The organism is Chloroflexus sp., from assembly GCF_034434295.1.
In the GTDB taxonomy this organism is placed as follows: Bacteria; Chloroflexota; Chloroflexia; order Chloroflexales; family Chloroflexaceae; genus Chloroflexus.
Map to the genome: position 1 here is coordinate 15,471 of NZ_DAOTZQ010000054.1, position 24,769 is coordinate 40,239.

Here is a 24,769-nt window from a genome sequence, read left to right on the forward strand (position 1 = left end):
GGAATGTAGCATAGTTCTCTCATACGCCTATGGATTTGCGCACTCGTCTCATTCTTGCACTCTCGCCACTGATTATCGCGCTCCTGCTCTTCGGTCTGCTGGCTTTCTTCAACCGACAGCGTGTGACTCATGCTGTCGATGAGGTGGAACGTGCATCCAAAGACCTGGTAGAAGTTGCGCAGAGCGAGTCGCTCATTTTGCTCGAACTGTACAATGTGAGCGAAATTATTGCCGGCCACCAGACGGATCGGAGTATGATAGAGCCTCAGAGGGCCATGCTCCGTTCTTTTCTGTCTGAGTATACCGATCAGGGAAACAGAAGTTTTGCTGAGCTTGAGCTGGCCGCCCGTTTTGAGGTGATGGTTGCCCAGCATGATGCGGCACTGACCTTTTTTGATCGTGGTGATCGTGAAGAAGCGCTGGCAATGATTAGAAGCAACGATCACCACCGTAATATCCGGGCGATTCATAGCCTGGTCATCGGGGCGCAACGTGAGTATGAGATACAGTATCTACAAGCGATCAGGCAGCTTGAGCAGATTGTTAACGAGGGATTTTGGCTTGGGGCAACAGTAACCGGCGTGGCAACAGTCATCGCGATCACCCTCGCTGTAGCGCTCGTCTGGCAGATTGGCAGGCATGTTGATAGCCTGACCGCGGATGCTGAGCGATTGACCCAAACCGAAACCGGCGGTCAACTCAGCCCGGTCGGCTCGATTAACCAGTTGCGCCGGCTACGTGATGCGTTTCAGCATTTGCTCGATGTTAACCGTCAGCGACAGCAGCAGCTTACCAATGCGCTACAAGCACAACAGGCGCAACTGGCGCGTGAGCTGGAATTACAGGCAACGATTAGATCACTGAGTCTGCCGGTGACGTCATTGGGTGCGAACACGATCTTTCTGCCACTGGTCGGTCGTCTTGACGCTGAACGTGGCAAACAACTTGAACAGACTCTGCTCGATGCTATTCAGCAACGGCGCGCACGCAAGGTGGTCATCGATGTCAGCGGTCTGGCTACTTTTGAAGAGGAGACTCTGCAAACCCTGATCCGGGTTGGTCAGGGTACCCGTCTGCTCGGTGCCCAGAGTATTCTGGTTGGCGTTCGCGCCGATCAAGCGTTGCACTTCACACATCTGCCCTCCAGCTTGTTCACCTATGCGCGCGATATTCCGGCGGCCCTCTCAATGAACACATGAGCACGAACAGTCTGTTATAATGCAGTGCGTTACCGCTTTATGGTACGAAGGAGGCCATATGCACATTGTTGTGTGTCTGAAGCAAGTCCCTCGCGATAATTCGGTCAAGATTCGACCGGATTTAACGATTGACGCCGAGGGCATTGAGCGAATTATTAACCTTTTCGATGAGTATGCCCTTGAAGAGGGTATTCGCTGGAACGAACAACACGGCGGGAAGGTGACGGCGCTTTCTATCGGCACGTCAGAGTGGGTCGAGCAACTGCGTCGGGCACTGGCAATGGGCGCAACTGATGCCTTGTTACTGAGTGATCCTGCATTTGCGCAGCTCGATACGATTGCCGCAGCGCGAGTAGCAGCAGCGGCGATCCGTAAGCTCGGCGATGTTGATCTGGTGATTACCGGTCGTAATAGCACCGACGATGAAACCGGTGCATTTGCGCCGGCCCTGGCTCGCCTGCTCGGTTGGCCCCAGGTGACCTACGTCGGGAAAGTGCTGGAACTGCAACCCGGTGGAACGCTGCGGGTTGAGCGCCACCTCGAAAGTGTGATTGAGACAGTCTCGTGCCGCTTACCGGCAGTGATGTCGGTGATTAAGGATATTAACGAGCCACGCTATCCATCCCTCTTGAAGATCAAGCGGGTTGCCAAAGTGGAGCCGCCGGTCTGGACGACTGCCGATCTGGGTTTGAATGCCGCAGATTTGACTCCCACCGCTCAACTGGCCGAACGGGTACCACCACCACCCCGGCCCAAGGGTGAGATGATTGATGGCCCGGATGCAGCCACAAAAGTTCGCAAACTGGTTGATAAGCTGATGGAGTATCAGGTGATTTAAGCGCGGAAAGGAGCAGATCATGAACGGCGTACTGGTTATTCTGGAAGCAGTTGGTGATGATCTGGCCGCTATTTCGCGCGAATTGCTCGGCAAGGGGCGGCAGTTGGCCGACGCACTGGGAGGCTCTCTGGCTGCACTGGCCATCGGGCCGACCACAGCCGTGGCTAACCGCGCCGCTCATTTTGGAGCCGACCAGATTTTTACGGTCGAAGCCCCAGCGTTAAGCCAGTATACGACCGATGGGTATGTGGCAGCAGCGACGACAGCAGTCAAGACGTTCAACCCGGCTTTGATCATGGCCGGTACGAGTTTCCAGATGCGCGATTTTGGGGCGGCACTGGCAACCGATCTCAATGCCGGGCTGGCAGTTGACGTGACCGATCTTAAGGTAGTTGATGGTGCGATTCAGGCGACCCGGCCATCGCACGGTGGGAATGTTATCAATACCTATCGCTTTGCCACCGGGAAGCCAGTTGTCGCGTTGGTACGCAAGCAGAGCTTCCCCGAAGCGGCAGCGCAGCCGGATCGCAGTGCCCCGGTAACGGCATTGTCGGTAGCCGAACTCAATCCACGCACCACCGTGGAAGAGGTAAAACCGAAGGCGGGAGCTGTCAACCTGACCGACGCCGCGATTATTGTGACCGGTGGCCGTGGGTTGGGTAACAAGGACAACTACTACCGGCTCATCCCACCGCTGGCCGAGGCGCTCGGTGGCGCATACGGCGCTTCACGGGCGATTGTTGATGATGGTTGGGTGCCTTACGAGCATCAGGTCGGCCAGACCGGGAAGACGGTTAGCCCGAAGCTGTACATTGCCGCCGGGGTGAGTGGCGCTATCCAACACTTGGCCGGCATGCGCACCAGCCGCACGATTGTCGCCATTAACAAAGACCCGGAAGCACCTATTTTCCGCATCGCGACCCTCGGTGTGGTTGGTGATGTGAACGAGATTTTGCCACTGCTTACCGAAGAGATTAAGGCTCGTCTCAATCGGTAGGCTATCACGAACACGTGCGGGGAGGGCAATAGCATTGCTCTCCCCCGCCCACTAATTACGGATTCGTGATTGCATCTGGCTTATAAACTACCCCTGCGACTAAGCTTTTACCGCATTCCTGCACCGTCAGACTATGCTCAGTCACCGCGTTAGAGGTTATCTCATTATAGAGATCGTGACGAGCACACCCGGCATCCCCGTGACCAGCAGGGGATCAACCGCGTGACACGCGCCGGGCACGAAGCACGGCTGGTGCGGCAGCATGGCTACCGCACGCCAAACACCGCGATACGCGCTTGATGATCGGGCAAGACAACCAATCCAGCACGTGATGGCGATGCGGATAGTCGTTGGTTCTCCGCCATGCTGGTATACTGGAAGCAAGATAGGCTGTCGTTGGTGATTGGCAGGTGTGTATTAACCTGTGTGCCAGTCTGTTAGCAGACCGCACAGCTTTATGATATAAGTTCTAAGCATGGCATCATTATGAACAAACGTGTCTGGTTCCTGGCTCTGATGGCACTTGTCATTGTCACCATTGGGTTCGCTCAGATCACATATCGCCTGTTCCTGTCGGTCGTCCAGCACGGACTGGCTATTCCGCCGGACGACGAGGTCAGTGCCCGGTTGCAGGTGGCAGCAGGCTATACGGTACGTCTTTACGCAAGTGGTCTCAACCGGCCACGGCTCATGGCTATTGGTCCCGATGGCATCCTTTACGTGGCAGAACGTAGTGCCAACCGAATAGTTCGTCTACCCGATCTGGACGGTGATGGGAAGGCAGATCGGGTAATCGCTGTCGCCACCAATCTGCCCGGCGTGCATAGCCTGGAGTGGTACGGCTCCGATCTCTACGCCGCCGGCAATGCCACGGTCTGGCGGCTGCGGGATAGCGATGAAGATGGTCAGTTCAGCGGTTATGAAATAGCGATTGTGGTTGACGGACTGCCGAACGATGGCGGTCATTCAACCCGCACAGCCCGCATTGGCCCGGATGGGATGCTCTACGTTGCCGTTGGCTCGAAGTGCAATATCACCGTTGGCTGTAGCGAAGGCGATCCGCGACGGGCAGCGATTCTCCGTTATACGTTAGACGGCGGTATTCCCGCCGACAATCCCTTCGCCAATGATCCCGATCCACGTCGGCGTGCTGTCTGGGCTGAAGGCTTACGCAATAGTGTTGATTTCATCTTCTTACCCGATGGCCGGCTGTGGGCAACGCACAACGGCAGCGATGGGCTGGGGAACGATCTACCACCTGAAGAGGTGATCATCGAGGTTGAGCCGGGCAGACATTACGGCTGGCCCTATTGCTATACGGCTGCAATAGGTGCGGTGCCTACCGACGCGCAGGAGGTTCGCGATGAGCGGGTACCGCTCGACACCACCTTCTCCAGTTGTGCTCAGGCTACACCGGCCCGCTTTACCGACCTGGCTCATTACGCACCACTCGGTATCGCCCAACTGTCCGATGGTGATGTGTTGATCGCCTACCACGGCTCGTGGAATGCAGACCAGACGCCACGCGACTGCCGGGTGCAACGCATTCATGTCAGTGACGGCAACCCGATCAGTGCCCAGCCATTTTTAACCGGATTCCGCGACAATCCCCAGCAGGAGTGTGGTGGTGCCTGGGGCCGACCGGCTGGAGTCACAATAGCCGCCAATGGTACCATCTTTGTCTCGGACGACCGCAACGGAAACATCTACCGCATCGTGCCATCGTCGAGATAGGCAGGCGATCTCTCACAAAAGAAGAGCGTACCTGCGGTGATGCAGACCGGTACAGCGAGAAGATTAAGGAACGGCACACTCACCAGTCCCAGACAGATCAAACCGAAGCCGGCACTGGCTGGAAGATGGTGGCGAATATAGCCGAGTTTTGTTCGAAACGACAGTCGGCGTCGTTCGAGTGGTGGATCGAAAAAGTCGAGACACGAAATGGTGACACCGATGGCAATTCCGGCTACTGTTGCCAGCATCGCGCCGATGCCGGGCAGCACATTCAGCAGCAGCGTAGGCGTACCAAGCGCCAGCAAGAAGAGCAATTTCTTCAGCTCAAACAGTAAGGCGCGGAAGAAATCGTGTGCGATGGAGGCAGGGGACGTCGGTGACGTTGTTCTGGCGACCCCGTGCAGCCGTTCTTCGATCAATTCCGACAGGCGGCTGTAAAAAGGCGAGCCGATGACAACGCCAAATCGTACCAGCATGTAGCCGAGTCCGATGAAGAGGATAACGATCAGTAAAAGCCGGACGAACCTCGCGATCAACTCTGGCCAATCGGCGAGCAGCGCCTCGATTGTCTGAACACCGGCCCATAACAGGGTAGCGTAGAGCACAAACCCTATCAGAATATTCAGCACAATCGGGATGACAATGTAGCGCCAGAGCATTGGCTGGCTAACGATGAACCCTAGGGCGCGCAGTGGAAAACTCAAGCCGTGCAGAAATGTGTGCATACCATTGAAGATGTCTGTTTGTGCAGATGTCTACATTTGGATTGCTGCTTCCAGCCGTGGTGCGATCTGTGACCAATCATACCCGGCACAGACGAATAGACGACCGTTACGCCCCAGGTGTTGCGCCAGCGTCCTATCGGTGACCAGGCGTGAGACGGCGTGAGCAAATGCGGACGGGCTATCGGCCAGCAAGAGATGTTCCTCATTGCGCAGACCGGGAATCCCTTCCGCTCCGAGTGAGGTACTGACAATCGGAGTAGCCATCGCCAGCGCTTCCAGGAGTTTCAGCCGCGAACCACCGCCGATCCGCATCGGAATAACAACCGCCGCAGCTTCCGCCAGCACCGGACGGGTATCGGCAACTTCACCGATTATCACGATATGCCGGTCGTCGTGCAGGGAGAGCAGACTCCGATGAGGACGGCGCCCGATGAGACGCAGGCGTAGTGCGGGATGCATCCGCTTGACAAGCGGAAATACCTCGTGCACAAACCAGAGCACCGCATCAACATTGGGCCGATAGTCAAGTGTCCCGACAAAGACCAGATCATTGGTTGGGTGCGGTGCTTCAGCAGGCGGCGCGAAATACGTACAATCTACCCCGTTTGGGACAAGATACAGGCAGGCATGAGGCGCCAACCGACGCAGGGCAGTTTCATCTTCTGCCGAGACAACCAGCACGCCATCCACGGTCTGGAGGATGTGCCGCTCAAAGGCTGTCAGTTTCAGCCACTGAATGAGTGAGTAGACGCCGCCAACGAGCGCTTTGGGGCGGAACACGTGTCGCAAATCATTGATGGCTGCGCGCCGTTGCAGCAAGTATTCGGCGTTAAACTCGTCGAGGATGGTGCGTAGACCATGCCGTTTCGCCTGCATCAGATATGGCGCCATCTCGATACTTTCGGCCAGCACGACATCGAACTGCCCACTGACTAACAGGTTGTTCAGGGTGGTGGCATACGCCGGACTGGCATTCCGCAGCGCCATGTCGGGGAGTGGACTAACCAGCGTCGTGAATGCACGCTGACGCAACGAGCGGTGTGGCGGCCCCATGACAATGTGCAGCTCTAGCCAATCCCGTAGTGGAGATAGCGCCTGAGCTGCAGCAGCATCAGGGGCAAAGGTGAGAAGCGTCACCCGATGATGTTCGGCCAGGATGCGCAGCAGATGAAAGATGCGCAGTGCGCCGCCACCCCGTGGCGGATAGGGCGGGTATGGAGCCAGGACAAGAATCTGCATGTCACACCCATGCATCAGTTGGGCCAGGTTCTGGACGAGGCCAATCGGGCGGGTAGATCAGATACACGGTACCGGCGGAATTGGCCTGCCACGCTGCTGCCAGTTGGGATTGCGGATATGCGCGCAGTAGCCGTTCGCTCCCGGCAGGTTCGGCAATCAGCGCGTGGGTGTCGGTAAAACCGCGGACAATCGTCAGATGGCCGCTGGTGCGACCGGGGGCATCATAAATCTGACCAGTCTCCCAGGCTACGCTTATAATCACCGGCACACCAGCAGCCGTCCAACGACCAACCTGTTCCAGGGTGTCGAAGCGAGTCACATACGCCCGCAAACCAAATTGAGCTGCAAACGCCGTATTGAATGACCAGTTCCCGGTGCCGTCCCATCCTGGATCAAAGATACCGGCCACCGTCAGATCGGGTAATGTCGTGCGTTCGGCAAACGGTGCGAGACGTGGATCAGCCAACTGAGCATGCCAGTATGCCAGCACCATATGTACGGTTGTGGGGCTGCACCATCCTTCGCCACCAGGATAATCGTACTGACACAGCAGCAGCGGCAGATTAATTGCCGACAGGGATGGCTGCGTAGAAGAAGTCTCCGGCTGCGCAGTCGTGGTGATGCAAAGAAACAGCTCACTCATTGCCGGCATATCAGCACCGGGGAGACCACAGAGCAACACACGCACCTGAACAGCCTGTGCTGGCGTGTGCATTTGCAGCGTATCGGTAGCAACAGTGCCGGCCTCATTCCGTTGGTCGAAAAAACTGGTGCGGTGAGTACCGTCACTATCCCAGGCAGCCAACCGAAACCAGGTACTCCAGATGCCATGTTGTTGTACGCGGAGCTGAACCTCAATCCAGCTTGCCGAAGGTGTATCAGCAATCCAACTCGGAATGATCGAGAGCGCATTGTGCGTCACGAGTGGTGGGCTAACCATCGCAATGCGGGCGTGCAGATCATCCGCAGATAAAGGTGCTGCCCGTTCCCAGGTGTCAATTGCCGCCTCGTCCCAATGGTACAGGAGATGGTGGGGTGTCATGAAGCTATCCTTCAACGTAATCCAGAACCCATTCGGCGGGACCGAGTAACTCAAGATTGGGGTGGGTTGTAACCTCCGACAAGAGTGCTTCACTGACCAGCAATTCTTCCAGATGAAGCGTATCGGGAATGCGTACCAGCCGAACTGCTGCCGGATCAGGCTGACCACACGTCTTGATCGCCATCGCCACCGCATCACGTTCGGTAGGCAAGGTTATCGGCAATCCACCTTTGCACAGACCAACCAAACCAGCCGTCAACACATTCACGTAGGTGGCGTGAAAATCGATCTTCGCGGCAAGACGTGCCGTCGTAATATCGGCAAGGCCAATCCCATTCGCATTCCCGTGTGTTTCGGGGGTAAGATCAAGCACCACAATAACATTAATCACCGGACGATCAGGTGGTGGCTCGCCGGGAATAGGTAAACGCCCGATCACATTCGTGTCCATACCGGTGCCACTGATGTTCTTACCGATGCGATCAACCACCAGCACATCCAGACGGTCGAAGGGCAAGCGGGCCATCATCTCTTTGCTGCGCAGCAGCAACTCAGCTTCACCGGTGCCACCAATCTCTGCCGGTGGCAGAGCCACAATTGCCGCCGTCTGGTCACGGGCATCTTCCAGAATTGCCAGCCCGGCCAACACTCGTCCCCGTTCAACTACCATCCGCGCCATCGGCACCAACTGCTCTTTCAGGCCGTAGACCGCAGTACGATGCACGATCTCGGCGCCCTGGCGTTTTCCCAGACCGACGGCACACATTTTCGCCAGACCACTCTCAATCGGTGCCTTAAACGACGTGTGGGTCTTGATGCGGTTAATCACCAACACTCCATCGGCTTCGGCTGCGAACCGATCCATATACACCGGCGTACCGTCGGCGATCCGCCCCAGTTCGACAACATCCATCGTTGCCCGAATCGGGCAACCAACCGACTGTTCGGTGATACCGAGCGAAGCAAGGAGAGCAACCTGACCTTCCGCCGTTGCGCCACCGTGACTCCCCATCGCCGGCACGATAAAGGGTTCGGCACCGCGGGCGCGCAGCCAGGCCACCGCCGCTGCCGTAATTGCCACGATATTGCTAATCCCGCGACTACCGGCAGTCACAGCAATCCGCATACCGGGCTGGATGTGGCCGGCCAGCCCAATTCGGTCAAGTTCAGCATGAACGACTGCTACGACATCGGCTATTGGCGATGTCTGCCAGCGCTGACGAACACGAAAGAGTGGGGGAAGTGGCGTATCGGCCCGAATGTGCTCAATGTTGAGCGTGATCTGCATCGTTTAGCCTCGCTGTGAAGTATCCTATCACGGCATGCTGGATTGTACCATAAGCCGGCAATGGGTTGTCATATCAAATCTGGTGTCATAGAACTTATTTCATAAAGAGCCGTGCGCTCGTCCTCCCAGACTGCCGCACAGACGACTGAACACTTGCCAATCCCAAAGTCTGCCTATCCTGCTCCTGGCACGTCGTATGGTAGTGAGAAGGGCTAGTGACCAATATGGTGCCATCACCCGCTTGATTGATTGCCTTCCCGCATCCTGCACGTATCGCGACGTTTGGAGTGCGGCAGCCATGCTGCCGCGCCAGCCGTGCTTCAGGTCAGTCGTGTGTCACCCCGTTCACCCTCCTGGTCACAGCGATGCCGGGTGTGCTCGTCACATCCACGACACCAGCGTTACCGCGACGTATGAGGAGAGGAACCATTTCAGACAGAGTTGACGGTGTCGCATCGTGTGGAGTACGGCGGCATGGCTGCCGCACCAGCCGCACTCACGATCAGGCACGGGGCACAACGATTTCCCTACCAGTGATAAGGACGAGGTGCGTACAGAGCAGGTTCGTCTGGTTTGACCATCCGTGATGAGCGATATGCACTACTTTCGCCTGGAACGCACCCCAATCCGGTGAGATAATTGCCGGATAAATTAATGAAACAGGCTCCAAAACGAAACACGTTGACACGCGGACGATATTTAAGACAGCTCCTGGAAAAGCCTCAACTGTTCTTCTCGTTTTGGATGAAACGTTCCAATGATAACGAAGGGATTAGGAGCCTTTTTGTGGTACTGCATTGTAGTAACTAAAAAGAAATACAAATCCTTTGTTCTGGCAAAATTATCAAGATGTTTTTTACGCACATCCTCAATTGCTTTTTGCTCGTCACCCTTATGGCGTTCAAAACAATTCCAGAACAGTTGACCTGTCTCCCAATCTTCTATCATAAGATTACTTTCCCTACCGGCACTGTCTACAAAGCGATACTTGAATTGATAGGGGAGTTTTCTTACAATTCCGAACTCTTTGCCCAAATCTTCTTCATCGTCGGGAAAAAGTTTCAGTTGCCGCCGTTTTGCCTGAATCTGCATCACTTTGCGAAAATCCCACTTTCTTTCATTTGCTTCTGCATAGAAGTCGAGAATTGCGGTAGGGTTGAAAGTAGCAAGAGATGTACAAATATTTGGATTCTTAGCCTCGGCAATCAACTCATCAAGATTATCATACACTTTTCTCAAACAAACTTTCTTGCGTTCTTTCCAGTTATTTTCTGTACCAATACTCCCAACAACCGTTATCTTCGTTCCAGGAACTGGTCTATAATTCTCTGGACGAAAATCTTGTTGACTTTTTCAAGTTCTATTTCAATCCAATCATATTTTCGGTATCGCTCTTCATAGGTCTTTTTACGAAAGGGGATAGGGTAAATCCTGATCCATGAGCCATCCTCACGAAAACCGGCAGTACAAACCAGTTCGTCGTACTTAACCGAAATGGTGGGATAGGTTTTAACGGTAACCAACACCTTCATCAGCATTGTCATCACCTCAAAGATGTACTACTTCGTAGGAAAATTCGGGCAATTTGCTGATTGCATCGGCCAGATGACTGCGATGACAGCGCTGGCTCTCAGCTTCAAAACAGGTAAGGGCGATACGGTGATAGCGCAGAAGAATGTTCAAAATGCGTTGTTGAAACGATACGGTCGTGGGTAGAATCTCTCGATGATACGCAGCAAATAGTTCTTCATAATCCTCCTGCGATTTCAAATTCTTTCTCAGTTCAGAGACAATCCCAACTTCTGGAATATGAATATACCCGATACCCAGATTCTCGCAATACGTTCGTAGCTGACCTTTGCTAAAGCCCGGCTTCATGCTCATTGGATTATTTCGGACATCTACCAGGGTTTGAACACTATTTCTAATTAATGCATTAAGATAGTTTTCCAGCGAGCGGCCTTCATAACCGATGGTAAATAATACAATCCTTGATCCTTCATTCTGATATTGTTTTATTCGCTGTTTTGCTTCGTCATCCAAAATCTCATCGAGAAGTTTACTCTGTTGAGCATAGTAAGGATACTGCTCGTATAACTCTCTAAGCAGATCATTTCTGGCTTTATATCGGTATCGCTGACAAAGTTCATGCAGAAACCACATATCATGCTCAGTAACACTATCTAATAACTGAGGAGGTTGCTGTACGAGTGTTACTGTATGTTTATCTACCGCTAGAAAACCCTTTCTAAATAATGCATTGATGTCCCACTGAGCAGTAAATGAAAAGCTACCATAATAGTAAGGAACAAACTCGTAGACAGGCTTTTCCTGGTGCTGGCTAAGCAAAAAGAGCATTTTTTGCAGGTATAGCCTGTCTATTGTTCCACCAAATACGTGTATTAAGGCGAGCAGTACTTTTTGACGATATAGCATCATTTACACCTGAAAGCGACTTCAGTTTCTCGATGGAGACGTATCTGGTCTGCGCTCCCGTTGCATTGGGGTTGTTCTACGGTATCTCTTGCGATTGCACTCTTCAGAACGTTTTTTCTATTATATTACATACGGACAAGAACTTATTTCACAAAAGCTGTGCTGTCGTGATCTCAGACGGTCGCGCAGGCGCACGAACGCTTGCCAATCGCCAACGCCAGCATATCCTACCCCCAGGCTACCGGTATGGCACACCGTTAACCCTGCTGGTCACGAGCGCTAATTTTTAGAACCTATTTCAAAAAACATCTACGAGAAGGTATCTTAATTCACTGCCAACCAGTTCCATGATCGTGACAAGCACACACCATCCCCGTGACCAGCCGGGTCAACGGCGTGACACGCGCCGGGTCGTGTGTATGGCTGCGCGGCAGCATGGCTGCCGCACTCCAAACGCTGCGCCACGCGTATACCAGGCGGATAATGAGAGTTTCTCTCTTACAGATGACCACCATACCTTAGCTATGGTACACTATGCACAGGTAAAGGTGAGGAATACAGAGCAACATATGCTGGCAGTCATCATTGTATCCTGGAATGTGCGCGATCTGCTGCGACGCTGTCTGAGCGCTGTGCAGGCAGCGCTAGCCTCAGACAATCTCGCTGCTGAGATCATTGTGGTTGACAATGACAGCCGTGATGGCACAGCGACCATGATCCGGCATGAATTTCCCGCCGTGCATTTGATCGAAGCCGGTGCCAATCTCGGTTTTACCGCCGCCAACAATCTGGCCCTGTGTACATTGCTGGCGCGACCGGATGGTGGGCCGGAATTTATCTTGTTCCTCAACCCGGATACCGAACCACAGACTGACGCGATTCCGCGATTGGTCAGTTTTCTGCAAGAGCATCCGGCAGCTATCGCCGTCGGCCCTCGTTTGCTGTACAGTGATGGAAGTCAACAATCCTCGCGCCGTCGCTTTCCAACGCCACTGACCATGATCTGGGAGAGTACCCCGTGGGAGCGCCTCTGGCCACATAATCCATGGTCCCGCGCCTACCACTGCGCCGACCGGCCTGCCAACCGGGTGCAACGGGTGGGCTGGCTGGTTGGCGCAGCGTTGCTAGTACGGACAACGGCCATCCGTCAGGCAGGCTTGCTTGACGAGCGATTTTTTATGTACAGCGAGGAACTCGAATGGCAGTGGCGTTTGCAGTGGCAAAACCCGGTCGCGCCAGCACCTGATCGATTCCGGCGCGAGCACGTGGAAGTGTGCAGTCAAATCTGGTACCTGCCTGACGCGGTGATTATCCATCACGAAGGAAAAAGTAGCGAACAGGTGCCACTCGTTCGCCATCGCTACTTTCAGCAGAGCCGCCTCTTGCTGGCTCGCATGTGGTATGGTTGGGTTACCGCAGCGCTCTTACGGCATCTGATTTGTCTGGGGTACCAGTATGAATTGATCATCGAGGCCCTCAAACTGGCGATCGGTCATCGGCCAGAGCTGCGCCGGCAGCGGATTGCGCTCTATCAGCAGGTGTTGTATACCTTGAATAATAGCCGGTAGTCATTGCCGAATCAGCATATGTATCTCGTTACCCTGCAAGATAACTGGCAGATTCGCCCTCTGAATGAATTTTCTCACGGCATCTACCCGCGTCACGATAGCGAATGGCTGCCAGCCATCGTTCCCGCCCACTGGCAACAATTACCAGGACTGGAAACTCACAGCGGCAAGGTGGTCTACCGCTGTCGTTTTCCCAATTCGTCTGATGCGAATCATCTCCCTAATGAACGGCGTTGGTTGCGGATTAACGGCGCATTCTATTATCGACACACCTATCTTAATGGGGTCGATCTAGGTGCCCACGAAGGCTACTTCGAGCCGACTGAGCACGACATCACCACCTTGCTGCGGGCACAAAACACCCTAATCATCGAACTCGATTGCCCTGATGAACACAACAAAATCGGCAAACGGATGATCACGGGGGTCTTTTCGCATTGGGATTGTTTCGACCCCCAGGCCAATCCGGGGGGTATCTGGTTGCCGGTCGAGATACACTACAGTGGCCCTGTGCGCCTCCACCAGGCTCGTCTGCGCACTGAACATTGCGACGCCCGGCTGGCGCAGTTGCGTTTTGCCCTTGACCTTGACGCTGCCCAACCCGCGACCATCCGCAGCGAGTTGATCTTTGCACCGCTGACATTCCACGGTGAAACACAGGTCTTTACCGTTCAGCGTCGCTTGCGTGGCGGCAAACAAACCGTGCAGGGTCTCTTGAAACTGCGCGAACCGCGTCGTTGGTGGACGCATGATCTGGGCCGTCCCGATCTCTATCAGGTAACCGTGCGTATCTGGCTTGATGACGGCCTGAGTGATGAGCAATCATTTGCGTATGGTGTGCGCACCTTTGAATTACGCAACTGGATTCCCCATCTGAATGGTGAGCGGTTTCTGGCCAAAGGAAACAACTACCCGCCCGGCGATATGCGGATTGCGACGATGAATCGCGAGCGTGCCGAGCGCGATCTGGCCCTGGCACGCGATTGCCACATGAACATGCTCCGCGTTCATGCCCACATCGACCACCCGGCCTTCTACGATGCGGCTGATGCCGCCGGGATACTGCTCTGGCAGGATTTTCCGCTTCAGTGGCTGTATCGACCAGACGTGCTACCGGCAGCCCGTCACCAGGCCCGGGCTATGGTGCGCTTACTCGGCAATCATCCCAGCATTGCGATCTGGTGTATGCACAACGAAGCGATTCACCTCGAAGATACTGCCGATGAATCACTACCGGCACGGCTGCGCACCTATCAATCGGCATTTATCTTTAGCTGGAACCGTGACGTGATGGATGTGCAGTTGAAGCAGATCGTCGAAGAAGAAGACCCAACTCGACCGGTAGTGCGTTCGTCGGGTGAGCCAGATGTTCCCTACGTGCGCACCGGCACCGACGCTCATGCCTATTTTGGCTGGTACCGCACCTACGGTTCGCTGGCCGATGGAGAAGCGGTACGGGCGCGTTTTCCGGGCAACCTGCGCTTCGTGACCGAGTTCGGTGCGCAGAGTTTTCCCAACCTTGAGAGCAGCCTGCGCTTTATGTCCGATCCGCTCGATGATGCTGCGATCACTCGCCTGATAGAACGGCATGGTCTACAGGCTGAGATTATGGCGGCCTGGTATCCCTGGCGGCAAGCAACATCACTGGCCGAGGTGATTGAGATGTCACAGAACTATCAGGCCGAACTGAATCGTTTCTATATTGATCGCCTTCGCTACCATAAATATCGTCCAACCGGTGGTATCATCGCCTTTCTCTTTGTCGATCCGTACCCTGCTGTTTTGTGGAGCGTGATCGACTACTGGCGTGTACCCAAACGCTCGTACTACGCTCTGCGCGACTGTTTTCGCCCACAGTATGTCTTTACCCTGATTGAGCCGCGCACATTTACCATCGGCGAAGCGATTGATCTTCCGATCTACGCTGTCAACGATGCCCGTGAGCCGCTGGTTGGTGTACAACTGACGATTAGCCTGTACGACCCAACCGATACCGAACTGACTACCGTTGTTCGCTACCTCGATCTGCCTGCCGACTCACTGGCAACCGAAGTTGATCGCCTGCGCCTCACACCAATCCGTGCCGGCGAGTACACCATTGTGCTTCGCCTGATCGGAGCCGGGCCGGAGTTTACCAATCGCTATCGGTTAACTGCGGAAGAGAACACGCCCAAGACGTGATCTGGACATTGAAGTCTACACGCCCTTGCAGCTCCATATGTGGGGACGCGGATCGACGCGGATTGAGCGGATGAACGCGGTTTGTTCAGAGCGGGTGATCTGCGGGCACTCATCACATCCACAAGCAGCCGCGAGCATCATTTTTTCGGGGACGCGGATCGACGCGGATTGAGCAGATGAACGCGGTTTGTTCGTCAGCAGAGGAAACGGCAAGGGCTGAAGGATGGGCATTGAATTGTCTGCCATGCATTACCTCTTACCAGGTTGGATCATTGGCGTGCAGAAATGATGCGAGACTCGAGAACTTATTTCATAAAAGCTGTGCTATCGTGCTGCAAGACCGTCGTCCAGGAGTAAGAACGCTTGCCAATCACCAACGACCGCCAACCCGGCTCCTTGCTCGTTGGCAGAGCACAGCTCAGGCCGTGCCATCACGCCCTGGACTAGTTATCTTACCGCTCGTCATGCGCGTGTCGCGACGTTTGGAGTGCGGCAGCATGGCTGCCGCAGCAGCCGTGCTCACGATTCAGCGCGTGGTACGCCGTTGAGCTTACTGGTCACGGAGATGCCGGGCATGTTCGTTACCATTATAGAGTCGGTCAGGAATGAATCAGATAACTTCATAGTAAACGTTTTTTGAACCAGGTTCTAACCTGCAAACACTCGCAACCCGAGGATAGCAGCGCGTTTCCCTCTCTAAATTGCGCTCGGCGAAACTTGATCATGATGATGATATTTTGTGTTATAATTATTACGCAGTGCGTCATACACTTGTTATCTCAGGAGGCGAACAATGACGATCGCAAGCGAGCGCGGTATCGATCTCTTCCACTTCGACGAACTCCTCACCCCGCGCGAGCGCGCGCTTCGCGATAAGGTGCGCGCATTTTGTAACGAGCACGTGTTGCCGATCATCAACGATTACTGGGAGCGAGCCGAATTTCCCTTCGAGCTGATTCCCCGGATCGCCGAGTTAGGTATTATCGGTGGCACAATCCAGGGTTACGGTTGTCCGGGATTCTCCAGTGTTGAAGTTGGGCTGATCGCTGCCGAGCTGGCCCGCGGTGATGGCAGTGTCGGCACATTTGTCGGCGTAACCAGTGGCCTGGCAATGGGTGCCATCGCTGCCTGTGGTTCAGAGGAGCAGAAGCAACGCTGGCTACCGGCCATGGCCCGGCTGGAGAAGATTGGTGCGTTTGCCCTCACCGAGCCTTACGTCGGTTCCGACGCTGCCCACATCCGCACCACTGCCAAACGCGTGAGTGGCGGCTACCTGCTCAACGGCGCCAAGCGTTGGATCGGGAACGCTACCTTTGCCGACGTGATTGTGGTGTGGGCCCAGGATGAAGAGACCGGTCGGATCGGCGGATTTTTGGTCGAGAAGGGTACCCCCGGCTATCGGGCAACCAAGATCGAAGGTAAGATTGCCAAGCGTTCGGTCATCAATGCCGACATTACCCTGGAGAATGTCTTCGTGCCGGAAGAGAATCGCTTACCGTTGGCCCGCTCGTTCCGCGATACGGCGAATATCTTGAAGAACACTCGCTATGGGGTCGCCTGGGAAGCTGTTGGTCACGCTCAGGCTGCCTACGAACTGGCACTTGAGTACACCCTCCAGCGCGAGCAGTTTGGCCGTCCGATTGCCGGCTTCCAGTTGGTGCAGCAGAAGCTGGTTCACATGCTCGGTGATCTCACTGCGATCCAGTTGATGGCCTGGCGGCTGAGCAAGCTCCGCGACGAGGACGAAAGCCAGATCACCGAGGGTATGGCGTCGCTTGCCAAGCAATACTGTGCAGCAAAGGCACGCCAGATTGTTGCCCTGGGACGTGAGGTGCTCGGCGGCAACGGGATTTTGCTTGACCGGCATATTGCGCGCCACTTTGCCGATATTGAAGCTGTCTATACCTACGAGGGCACCAACGAGATTAATACCCTGGTCGTCGGGCGCGAGATTACCGGGATTGCCGCATTTGTATAACGTCCGCTAACTAACCCTCAACCTCGCTCCTCTCTTCAACCACGAGGAGCGAGGTGATGCCCGCCACCACAGAAAAGTTATGTCAAATTATGTTTCATAGCGGTCATAGCATCTGGGTTCCCCTACACGCCACGCTGCGGTGCGCAGGTGCCGGTAGACCCTGGGAGCGCGTGCCGCCGGCTCGCTGGGAGACATCCGGCACCGCACCACCACACTCGCCATCCATTACGCCAGCGCGTTGCCAGGCGTGACAGGTCAAGATGTGATGTGAGTGCCTATTCTATGTCCGTCGCAGCTTGAGTCACCGCTCGAACGACATAAGCCTCTCTCTCAACTATCCTGCGCGTAGGGCGGGCAACGGCCTTACCCATGCGTACAGGATGCCGGAAGTGGACGTTATGCATTCGCCCTCACCGCGGCACCATAACGGGCGCATACTTGCGATGAAGCGTATGTCGCTCCTGCTCGTGCCTCCAATGTCTCTGTTGAAACAGGTGCTCCTCAAAACGAGAACAGGGCGATCAGAAACACCAGCGATCCGCTTAACAATGAAACCACCAAAACTACTCCAACCACTACTGCTACAATCGTGCCGGCGGTGACTGCACGTTTGGGGCGCAATGTCTCACCGGCCAGTACCTGACGCACAGCATCTGCCAGTTGACGGGCAATCTCAGTCCCCGTCATCGGCTCCACTCCTACCCACGTCCAGTTCGTATCGGCAAGCGGCACCAGCAATTTACGTGCCGGATAGCGATTCAGCCACTGTGGATTGTCAGTCTGGCGCCACGTGCCAACGATCAGGTTAGCGTTCGCTAGTTGCTGTTCAGCTTCGGCAGACTGATCCCTGACGTAGATGACCAGTTGTGGAAATTGTGCGCGCAATTCAGTGGCAATCTGATTGGCCAGACCATCATCGGAGACTACCGCGACCCGCATCTGGGCCTGTTTCGCCAGTGCTGCTTCCTCACGCACCCGCGTATCGGCTCGTAGCGCAAGCCCGTGCGTTATCAGCACACCACCGGCAATCAGTGCGAAAGCCAACGCCTGGGCAATGTCGGCCAGCAGCGAACCGGCAAACGGCTCACCGAGTGCGATGCTGATGATGCGGAAGAGAATGTACAGCATCGCCAGCAAAAGCGTCAATGAGGCGACGAACAAGAAGCCGAAGAGGTAGATACGGCGTGTGAGTGCGCTACGCTCGGCCACACCTGCCTCACCCGTAGCGCTGGATATACGCTGTATCCGACGCCAGCACACTGCCCAGACTGCCAGGCCGACAATCAGCATCGCCCCGAACCAGGACAGTGGCTCGCGGAGATCGGACGTTGTCTCGGCTCCGGCCACACCTCGAATGATCACACTCAACATCCCACCCAGACCACCAACCAGAGCCAGTTGCCCGACGGCTGCCACCAGGTACCATGCCACACGCCGCACCCCGGCCTGACGGGGAGCTTCGGGAATGACCGCTGCGTCGGCCCGCAAGACCTGACTGTGATACAGGGCGATGACAACGAAAACAACCGATGAGATCAGCACATCTAGCGGGCTACCGGTTACCATCAATCCTACCATCTGGCGAAACACGCCGGCCAGCAGGATGGTTGCATTTGTCACTGCTGCCAGACTGCTCACCACAATCACCAGGTAGAGGTAAACCTTGCGCAACACCGATGCCCGTTCATCTTCTTCCGCACTGGCAAAAAGCTGTTGCGCACGCCACCAGTGACCGTACCAGACGACCAGACCAATGATTGTGGATGCGATGAGTTCGGGCAAGATCGGCAGCGAAAGAACACCGCCGAAGGCATTGGCTATTTGCTGCGCCGACGTCGTAATACTACTTGCCCAGACAGTCAGACCAACCCCGGCGGCAAACAACAGGTAGAGACGCCTCACCAAGGCGCCACCACCAGTCAACGGCGCCTGATGGAGATCGTTACGGGCAACGACACTGTGGTAGGCAAAGAGCACACCAAGGATCAATGACGCAATGATCCCGTATTCAAACTGCCCAACGCGGTCGCCGCCCGGGATGCGCAAGACAAACCGCAGTATTGCTGTCAGCAGATCGAAAACACTCCCAATCAGTGCAATCAAAAACAGGGTCAGGTTGCCGTAGAGATAGAGTTTCCGTATCGCCGAAGCTCGCTCGTCCTGATCACGTCGCGCCAGCCGTTCCCCCCACAACCAATGCCCCAACCAGAGCGGCAAACAGACCAGCAAGGCCGCTAGTTGCAGCGCTGTCGCCTCGATAACCGGCTGTTCATCAGTAACCAGAATTCCGTAGAGCAACCAGATCAACGACCATGTGAAGCCCTGGAGACCAATAGTGGCACTCACAAACAGATACCAGCGCCTCACCGCAATCATGAGCACCCTCCCTCTTGCCCCCAGCACCAATGCCACGTGCGCCAGCGCCAATCGTCATTCGCAATTAATTTCCAGCTACCCTCGTGTTGCAGAAGCTCAACGGCAAATGTATAACTCGACGTGCTACTGCCAAAGAAACCGGTACGGAAGAACGTCGTCGCCTGTACCGTTACTGTTGCCCGATCACCATTCTGCCGGCTATCGATCACCGCATAGCTAATCTCTTCCTGCGTGATAGCGAGATCTCTGAGCTGGGAACGCATCACCTGTGCATCGCGCGGATAGCCCGGCAGGGTAGGCGAGAGCAGACTATGCGCCCGTTCGTAATCACTGCGCTGCAGGGCCAACAGATAATTGAAGACGACATCACCTGGTTCAGTACCGCTACGATAGGTCGGCTCAGCACGGCTTAGCACTATCACCACGGCCACAAGAATTAAGAGGATTGAACCGCCAACAATCGCGAGCAAAAATCGATCACTTGATTGCAGACGCATAGAGCACCCTGTTCTCTGGTATCGTATTGCCATTCAAGGGACATGTCATAGCCTGTGTTGTGTACCAGCATGAAAGACGTTTGACAGGTGCGAAAAGTTTCCGGTCATTGCCGCAAACGCTCTCGCCGTGGGAGCCACTGGTCATGATTGCGATAGCGCCGTCGTAACCGACGACCATACCCTCCTAGCAGCCAGTTCCCCTTCGTCACCAACCAATCGGCAATAGTGTGGGCTGCACTGCCGGTGCAACAGCCGATGATAAATGCCCACGTCTCGCGAGGATAGGTCTCGATCAGAATGTTCACCTGTGTTGCCAATTCACGGTGATAAGCCGGTGGCGCAAAACCGAGCTGGCCGAGGCTCCACCCGATACCGAGCAATAAGCCGTACACAACAGCCGCAAAGTAACCAAGCCGCAAGAGCGGGGAAATGATCAGACTATGACTCCAGAAGGCGCGATGCGGGATCAACCACATGTAGGGACGCCAGATCCAGAAGAAGATACCCCAGCGGTTATCAATTGCCGAGTCGATGTCAAGATCGGGCGAAAACATAATGCCCGATACCAGATGTGCACCACCAAACCAGAGACTACAGGCAAGTGCCGTTGGCGGGTTGAATTGGGCATACTCAAGACAGGCATGGTATACCCCTGGTGTCAATACAATACCACTGACAACCGTTATCAGATCATGGGTGCGCACAGATGGCATAGAGAACCTGTATTCGACAAAGAATGTACTCGCTGCTGAAGGATCATAGTATTATCCCGCATTCTACCAGCCTTTTCTTCCCGATGCAAGGTGGCGAACGCATGCCTCCGATGCTCACTTAGCAACGCTCACTCTCGTCCCAACCCACAACCAAAACCGCACAGCACTTCTGGTATAATAGCACGTGTGTTCGTGCCAAGGCGGAGGTTTGTATGGACATGCCATTCCTCACCGGATTCCCTGGTCAACCAGCCGGGCCGCGGCTCGCGTATGCCGGCGAGCGTCAGAGCATTACCGAGCTTGCTGAAACCCTGGCCGCCCTGGCCAACGCTCATGGCGGTACCCTTATCGTCAGTGGTGGACGTGGCACAACGCTGGCGGCTCTCCACAATCCAACCGCAGCGATTGAACAGGTGCTGGCGGCTGCCCTCTCGTGTACGCCACCACTCATTATTCCCCTCCCCCGGATCATCGAACATCAGGGAATGTCACTGCTCGCCGTTGACGTGCCGAGCGGCCTGCCCTACGTTTACGCCGTGCAGGGGCGGTATCTCCGCCGTGAGGGAGCAAATAACGTACCGCTGTCACCAGCGGCGCTGCATCGTCTGTTTAGCGAACGGGCTGATGTCGGTTGGGAACGGCAGACGCCACCCGGTGCTTCGTTACAAGAACTGGACTCCGATCTCATCAGCGCTTATGCCCGGCGGGTTGGTCCACCGGCAGGCGACGATCCGCTGGCTTTACTCACCCGTCGCGGCTGCCTGATCGATGGCATTCCGACCAATGCCGGCCTGCTGCTGTTTGGCCGCGATGTCGCCGCCCGCTTTCCCCAGGCCGAACTAACCCTGGTGAGTTATCGTGGTCGCGAACCGGCAGACACCTTCGAGCGCGAAGATATTTGCGCTCCTCTCCCAGAGGCAATCCGCCGCGCCGAACGCTGGCTCAACGAGCATATGCGTAAAGGTTCACGCATGATCGGTCTCGAACGCGAAGACTGGACGCAGTTTCCTCCCGCTGCGGTACGTGAGGCCCTGGTCAATGCAGTGGCTCACCGTGACTATGCCACACGGGGTGAAGGAATCCGGATCACTATGTTCAGTGACCGGCTTGAAGTCTATTCGCCGGGCCGGTTGCCCGGTCACGTCACCCTCGACAATATCCGGGCCGAACGCTTTTCACGCAACCCGGCAATCGTGCAGGTACTGGCTGACCTCGGCCTGGTCGAACGGCTTGGCTACGGCATCGACCGCATGCTCCGCCAGTTAGCCGCTGCTGGCTTGCCACCGGCTACATTCCGCGAGACTGCTGCCGGCTTTCTGGTCATCTTACCAGGGCAGCCAATGGCGGAAGCTGTTCCCGGTGGTGTCGATACCGCAGCCTGGCGCCGGATGGGGCTTAATGATCGTCAGATCGATGCCCTGCTGTTCGTGGTCGAACACGAGCGTATCACCAACCGTGACTTGCAAGAAATGCATCCCGATGTCAGTGCCGAAACTATTCGTCGCGATCTCTCCGATCTGGTCAGCCGTGGCTTACTGTTGAAAGTCGGCGATAAACGGGCCACTTACTACATTCTCAAATGAACGACATTGTTGTCATTCTCCATCAGCCGCGTGATCCGCGCAACATCGGCGCAGTGGTACGGGCAATGCTCAACACCGGCTTCCACCACCTGCGCCTGGTCGATCCCTGTCCGTTCGATCCCGCAACAATTACCGCAGTTGCCCATCGACCCGATCCTGTGCTGGCGAATCTCACCGTACACTCAAATCTATCAGAAGCCATCGCCGATATTCGCCATCTGGTCGGTACCAGCGACCGCCCCCACCCTGGTCTGCCGTGGCGCAACGATGTCCGGCAATGGGCACATGAAACCCGTCAACGCACAGTCAATGCCGGCACGGTCGCCATTCTTTTCGGTAGCGAAGGGAATGGCTTGCGTCGGGATGAATTAGTATTATGTCAAGAAATTCTCAGCCTGCCGATGGCACCTGACTATCCCGTCCTCAACCTGGCGCAGGCTGTTTTGATTGTCTTGTATGAACTACAACAGGTGACGACTCCACTTGCGCTGCATACCCCGCCTGGTGAACCCCCGGCTACCCTGGCCGCCCGTGAGAGTCTCTATACCGCTGTCGCAGATCTGATCAGCGCCACCAACTTTATTAAAAGCGGCAGTGGACAGGCGCTACGTCAGCGCTTGCGCACCATCATTGCCCGCGCCAACCTCAGCGAGCGTGATGCTGCCGTGCTGACGGCACTGCTACGCGAGGCGCTGAGGAAGTTGGAGAGGAGATAGGGTGGAGAAGATGGGAAATAGAAGATAGGAAATAGGAAAGAGGGGGTGATACATATCGCAGGAGTCGCCACGTGAACGGTTTGGAGTGCAGAAGCCACACGTTTGCACTCGCCGTACTTTGTACCGGGTATGTGCAACGCTTGCCTTCACCGATCACAGATGGGGCGCCAGGGGATTATCGTCGGTGTGATTGTAAGGACACGAATGCCGTACCCCTACAACTCCTGTCATACCAGTAGGGGCGACGTATGCGTCGCCCCTACTGACGTCCAACGGTACATCGTTCAGATGTAGTGTCAGGGTCATCGTCGGCTAATGCGAGCACACATTTTCGCTTTCTGGTATTATTGTATTATCAAATATGTACTCGACCAATTTTTGATAGGATTCCCGCTTGTATGACCACCACCATTCCGTTTGCTGCATTTCGTTCACGTGACTTTCGCCTGCTCTGGTTTGGCAACTTTGTATCGCTCACCGGCACCGAAATGACGCGGGCCGCAGTAAGCTGGCACATTCTCGAACTGTCAGGCGGTGATCCACTCGCTCTGGGGGCTATCGGGGCGGCACGTCTGGTTCCGCTGGTGCTGCTGGCGCTCGGCAGCGGTGTCCTGGCCGATGCCATTGATCGACGGCGGTTAATGATCGGTGCGCAGATTGCCATGATGCTCTGCTCGTTAGTCCTGGCCCTCACGGCGAATCTTGGTCTGGCAGCGCTCTGGACAATCTACACGGTTACTGCGCTGGCGGCAGCCGCCAACACCCTCGGTATCCCGGCCCGTCAAGCCCTCATTCCATCGCTGGTACCGCGTGAACACCTGGCCGGTGCGCTCAGCCTCAACATCGTCTCCTGGCAACTGGCAACCATTGTTGGCCCAACGATTGGTGGTCTGCTGATCGAATACGGTGGCGTAGGGCTGGTTTACTGGGTTGATGTCGTCAGCTTCACCGCTATCTTGCTGGCGCTCCTGCTCATGCGTCCACGTCCAATTGCTGCCGAGAAGCGCGATATTAGCCTACAGGCGGCAATCGAAGGATTGCGCTTTGTCTGGCGCACACCACTCATCTGGAGCACAATGCTGCTTGATTTTCTCGCCACCTTTTTCAGCGCCGCTACGACCCTGCTGCCCATTTACGCCCAATCCATTCTGAACGTTGGACCGCAGGGGATGGGAATGCTCTACGCTGCACCATCAGTGGGTGCCGTCATCGCCAGTGTCATTTGTTCTGTCTGGGGTGCCGGTAATCGCCAGGGACCACTGCTACTCTGGGCAGTGGCAATTTACGGTCTTAGCACTGTTATCTTCGGCCTGAGCACCAATTTTGCCCTATCGCTCCTTATGCTGGCTATCAACGGCGCTGCCGACACGGTGAGCATGGTGGTGCGGGGCAACATTCGCAACCTGGAAACCCCAGACGAGTTGCGAGGTCGAATGGTCGCAGTGAACATGCTCTTCTTCGCCGGAGGACCACAACTGGGAGAGATCGAAGCCGGTATTGCCGCTCGCTTACTCGGCACCCAACTCTCAGTAGCCCTCGGCGGCCTGGCGTGTGTGATCATGACCGGGATTGTAGCGGCAAAAGTACCGGTGTTACGCAACTACACCGACGGACGGCGCTCGCTGGCAGAGTCAACCTCGGTTGCGGCAGCTTCGTAAC

The 24,769-nt window shown here is 55.5% G+C and carries 18 protein-coding genes and 1 pseudogene; 10 read left to right on the forward strand and 9 right to left on the reverse strand.

Features of this window, described 5'->3' with window-relative positions:
• Positions 1-29 precede the first annotated feature (29 nt).
• The 4 genes from VAE57_RS08220 (at position 30) to VAE57_RS08235 (ending at position 4,768) form a co-directional block, all read left to right on the forward strand.
• Positions 30-1,199: an STAS domain-containing protein gene (locus VAE57_RS08220; RefSeq protein ID WP_322821401.1), complete on the forward strand. Its 1,170-nt coding sequence runs from the start codon at positions 30-32 to the stop codon at positions 1,197-1,199.
• Positions 1,200-1,257: 58 nt separating this feature from the next.
• On the forward strand, positions 1,258-2,037 hold the full coding sequence (locus VAE57_RS08225) for an electron transfer flavoprotein subunit beta/FixA family protein (protein ID WP_322821402.1): 780 nt from the start codon (positions 1,258-1,260) through the stop codon (positions 2,035-2,037).
• Positions 2,038-2,056: 19 nt separating this feature from the next.
• A complete protein-coding gene (locus tag VAE57_RS08230; RefSeq protein ID WP_322821403.1) occupies positions 2,057-3,034 on the forward strand; it encodes an electron transfer flavoprotein subunit alpha/FixB family protein in 978 nt (325 codons plus the stop codon).
• 486 nt (positions 3,035-3,520) lie between these two features.
• Positions 3,521-4,768: a PQQ-dependent sugar dehydrogenase gene (locus VAE57_RS08235; RefSeq protein ID WP_322821404.1), complete on the forward strand. Its 1,248-nt coding sequence runs from the start codon at positions 3,521-3,523 to the stop codon at positions 4,766-4,768.
• Here VAE57_RS08235 and VAE57_RS08240 read toward each other — a convergent pair.
• The 6 genes and pseudogenes from VAE57_RS08240 to VAE57_RS08265 form a co-directional block, all read right to left on the reverse strand.
• On the reverse strand, positions 4,741-5,493 hold the full coding sequence (locus VAE57_RS08240) for an EI24 domain-containing protein (RefSeq protein ID WP_322821405.1): 753 nt from the start codon (positions 5,491-5,493) through the stop codon (positions 4,741-4,743). The genes VAE57_RS08235 and VAE57_RS08240 overlap by 28 nt on opposite strands.
• A gap of 30 nt (positions 5,494-5,523) precedes the next feature.
• Positions 5,524-6,732 (reverse strand): glycosyltransferase, encoded by a 1,209-nt coding sequence (locus VAE57_RS08245; RefSeq protein WP_322821406.1) that lies wholly within the window; start codon positions 6,730-6,732, stop codon positions 5,524-5,526.
• Position 6,733: 1 nt separating this feature from the next.
• Positions 6,734-7,774 carry a peptidase C39 family protein gene (locus VAE57_RS08250; protein ID WP_322821407.1) on the reverse strand — a complete coding sequence of 347 codons (1,041 nt, stop codon included), beginning with the start codon at positions 7,772-7,774 and terminating at the stop codon, positions 6,734-6,736.
• Between the two features lie 4 nt (positions 7,775-7,778).
• Entirely contained in the window at positions 7,779-9,062 is a 1,284-nt protein-coding gene (locus VAE57_RS08255) for a lactate racemase domain-containing protein (protein WP_322821408.1), read from the reverse strand.
• 699 nt (positions 9,063-9,761) lie between these two features.
• A pseudogene (locus VAE57_RS18790) lies at positions 9,762-10,600 on the reverse strand (hypothetical protein).
• A gap of 10 nt (positions 10,601-10,610) precedes the next feature.
• On the reverse strand, positions 10,611-11,498 hold the full coding sequence (locus VAE57_RS08265; protein ID WP_322821410.1) for a DUF488 family protein: 888 nt from the start codon (positions 11,496-11,498) through the stop codon (positions 10,611-10,613).
• A gap of 569 nt (positions 11,499-12,067) precedes the next feature.
• On the opposite strand from VAE57_RS08265, the gene VAE57_RS08270 reads away from it, so the two are divergent.
• The 3 genes from VAE57_RS08270 to VAE57_RS08280 all read left to right on the forward strand — a co-directional run bounded on the left by VAE57_RS08270 (position 12,068) and on the right by VAE57_RS08280 (position 17,225).
• Positions 12,068-13,066 (forward strand): glycosyltransferase family 2 protein, encoded by a 999-nt coding sequence (locus VAE57_RS08270; RefSeq protein ID WP_322821411.1) that lies wholly within the window; start codon positions 12,068-12,070, stop codon positions 13,064-13,066.
• Between the two features lie 18 nt (positions 13,067-13,084).
• Entirely contained in the window at positions 13,085-15,247 is a 2,163-nt protein-coding gene (locus VAE57_RS08275) for a glycoside hydrolase family 2 protein (protein WP_322821412.1), read from the forward strand.
• Between the two features lie 793 nt (positions 15,248-16,040).
• Positions 16,041-17,225, forward strand: a complete 1,185-nt coding sequence (locus tag VAE57_RS08280; protein WP_322821413.1) for an acyl-CoA dehydrogenase family protein — start codon at positions 16,041-16,043, stop codon at positions 17,223-17,225.
• A 501-nt stretch (positions 17,226-17,726) separates the two neighbouring features.
• On the opposite strand, the gene VAE57_RS08285 is transcribed toward VAE57_RS08280, so the two are convergent.
• The 3 genes from VAE57_RS08285 to VAE57_RS08295 form a co-directional block, all read right to left on the reverse strand.
• Positions 17,727-19,601, reverse strand: coding sequence for a DUF5671 domain-containing protein (locus VAE57_RS08285; RefSeq protein ID WP_322821414.1), 1,875 nt, complete (start codon positions 19,599-19,601; stop codon positions 17,727-17,729).
• Entirely contained in the window at positions 19,598-20,098 is a 501-nt protein-coding gene (locus VAE57_RS08290; protein ID WP_322821415.1) for a hypothetical protein, read from the reverse strand. Before VAE57_RS08290 ends, VAE57_RS08285 begins: the two co-directional genes overlap by 4 nt.
• A 104-nt stretch (positions 20,099-20,202) precedes the next feature.
• Positions 20,203-20,811 carry a metal-binding protein gene (locus tag VAE57_RS08295; protein ID WP_322821416.1) on the reverse strand — a complete coding sequence of 203 codons (609 nt, stop codon included), beginning with the start codon at positions 20,809-20,811 and terminating at the stop codon, positions 20,203-20,205.
• A 212-nt stretch (positions 20,812-21,023) separates the two neighbouring features.
• Between VAE57_RS08295 and VAE57_RS08300 the strand changes: the two genes are divergently transcribed.
• The 3 genes from VAE57_RS08300 to VAE57_RS08310 all read left to right on the forward strand — a co-directional run bounded on the left by VAE57_RS08300 (position 21,024) and on the right by VAE57_RS08310 (position 24,768).
• Positions 21,024-22,394, forward strand: a complete 1,371-nt coding sequence (locus VAE57_RS08300; protein ID WP_322821417.1) for an ATP-binding protein — start codon at positions 21,024-21,026, stop codon at positions 22,392-22,394.
• Entirely contained in the window at positions 22,391-23,110 is a 720-nt protein-coding gene (locus tag VAE57_RS08305; protein WP_322821418.1) for an RNA methyltransferase, read from the forward strand. The genes VAE57_RS08300 and VAE57_RS08305 overlap by 4 nt, the downstream gene beginning before the upstream one ends.
• A gap of 398 nt (positions 23,111-23,508) precedes the next feature.
• Complete coding sequence (locus VAE57_RS08310; protein ID WP_322821419.1) at positions 23,509-24,768, forward strand: MFS transporter; 1,260 nt, start codon at positions 23,509-23,511, stop codon at positions 24,766-24,768.
• Position 24,769 lies beyond the last annotated feature (1 nt).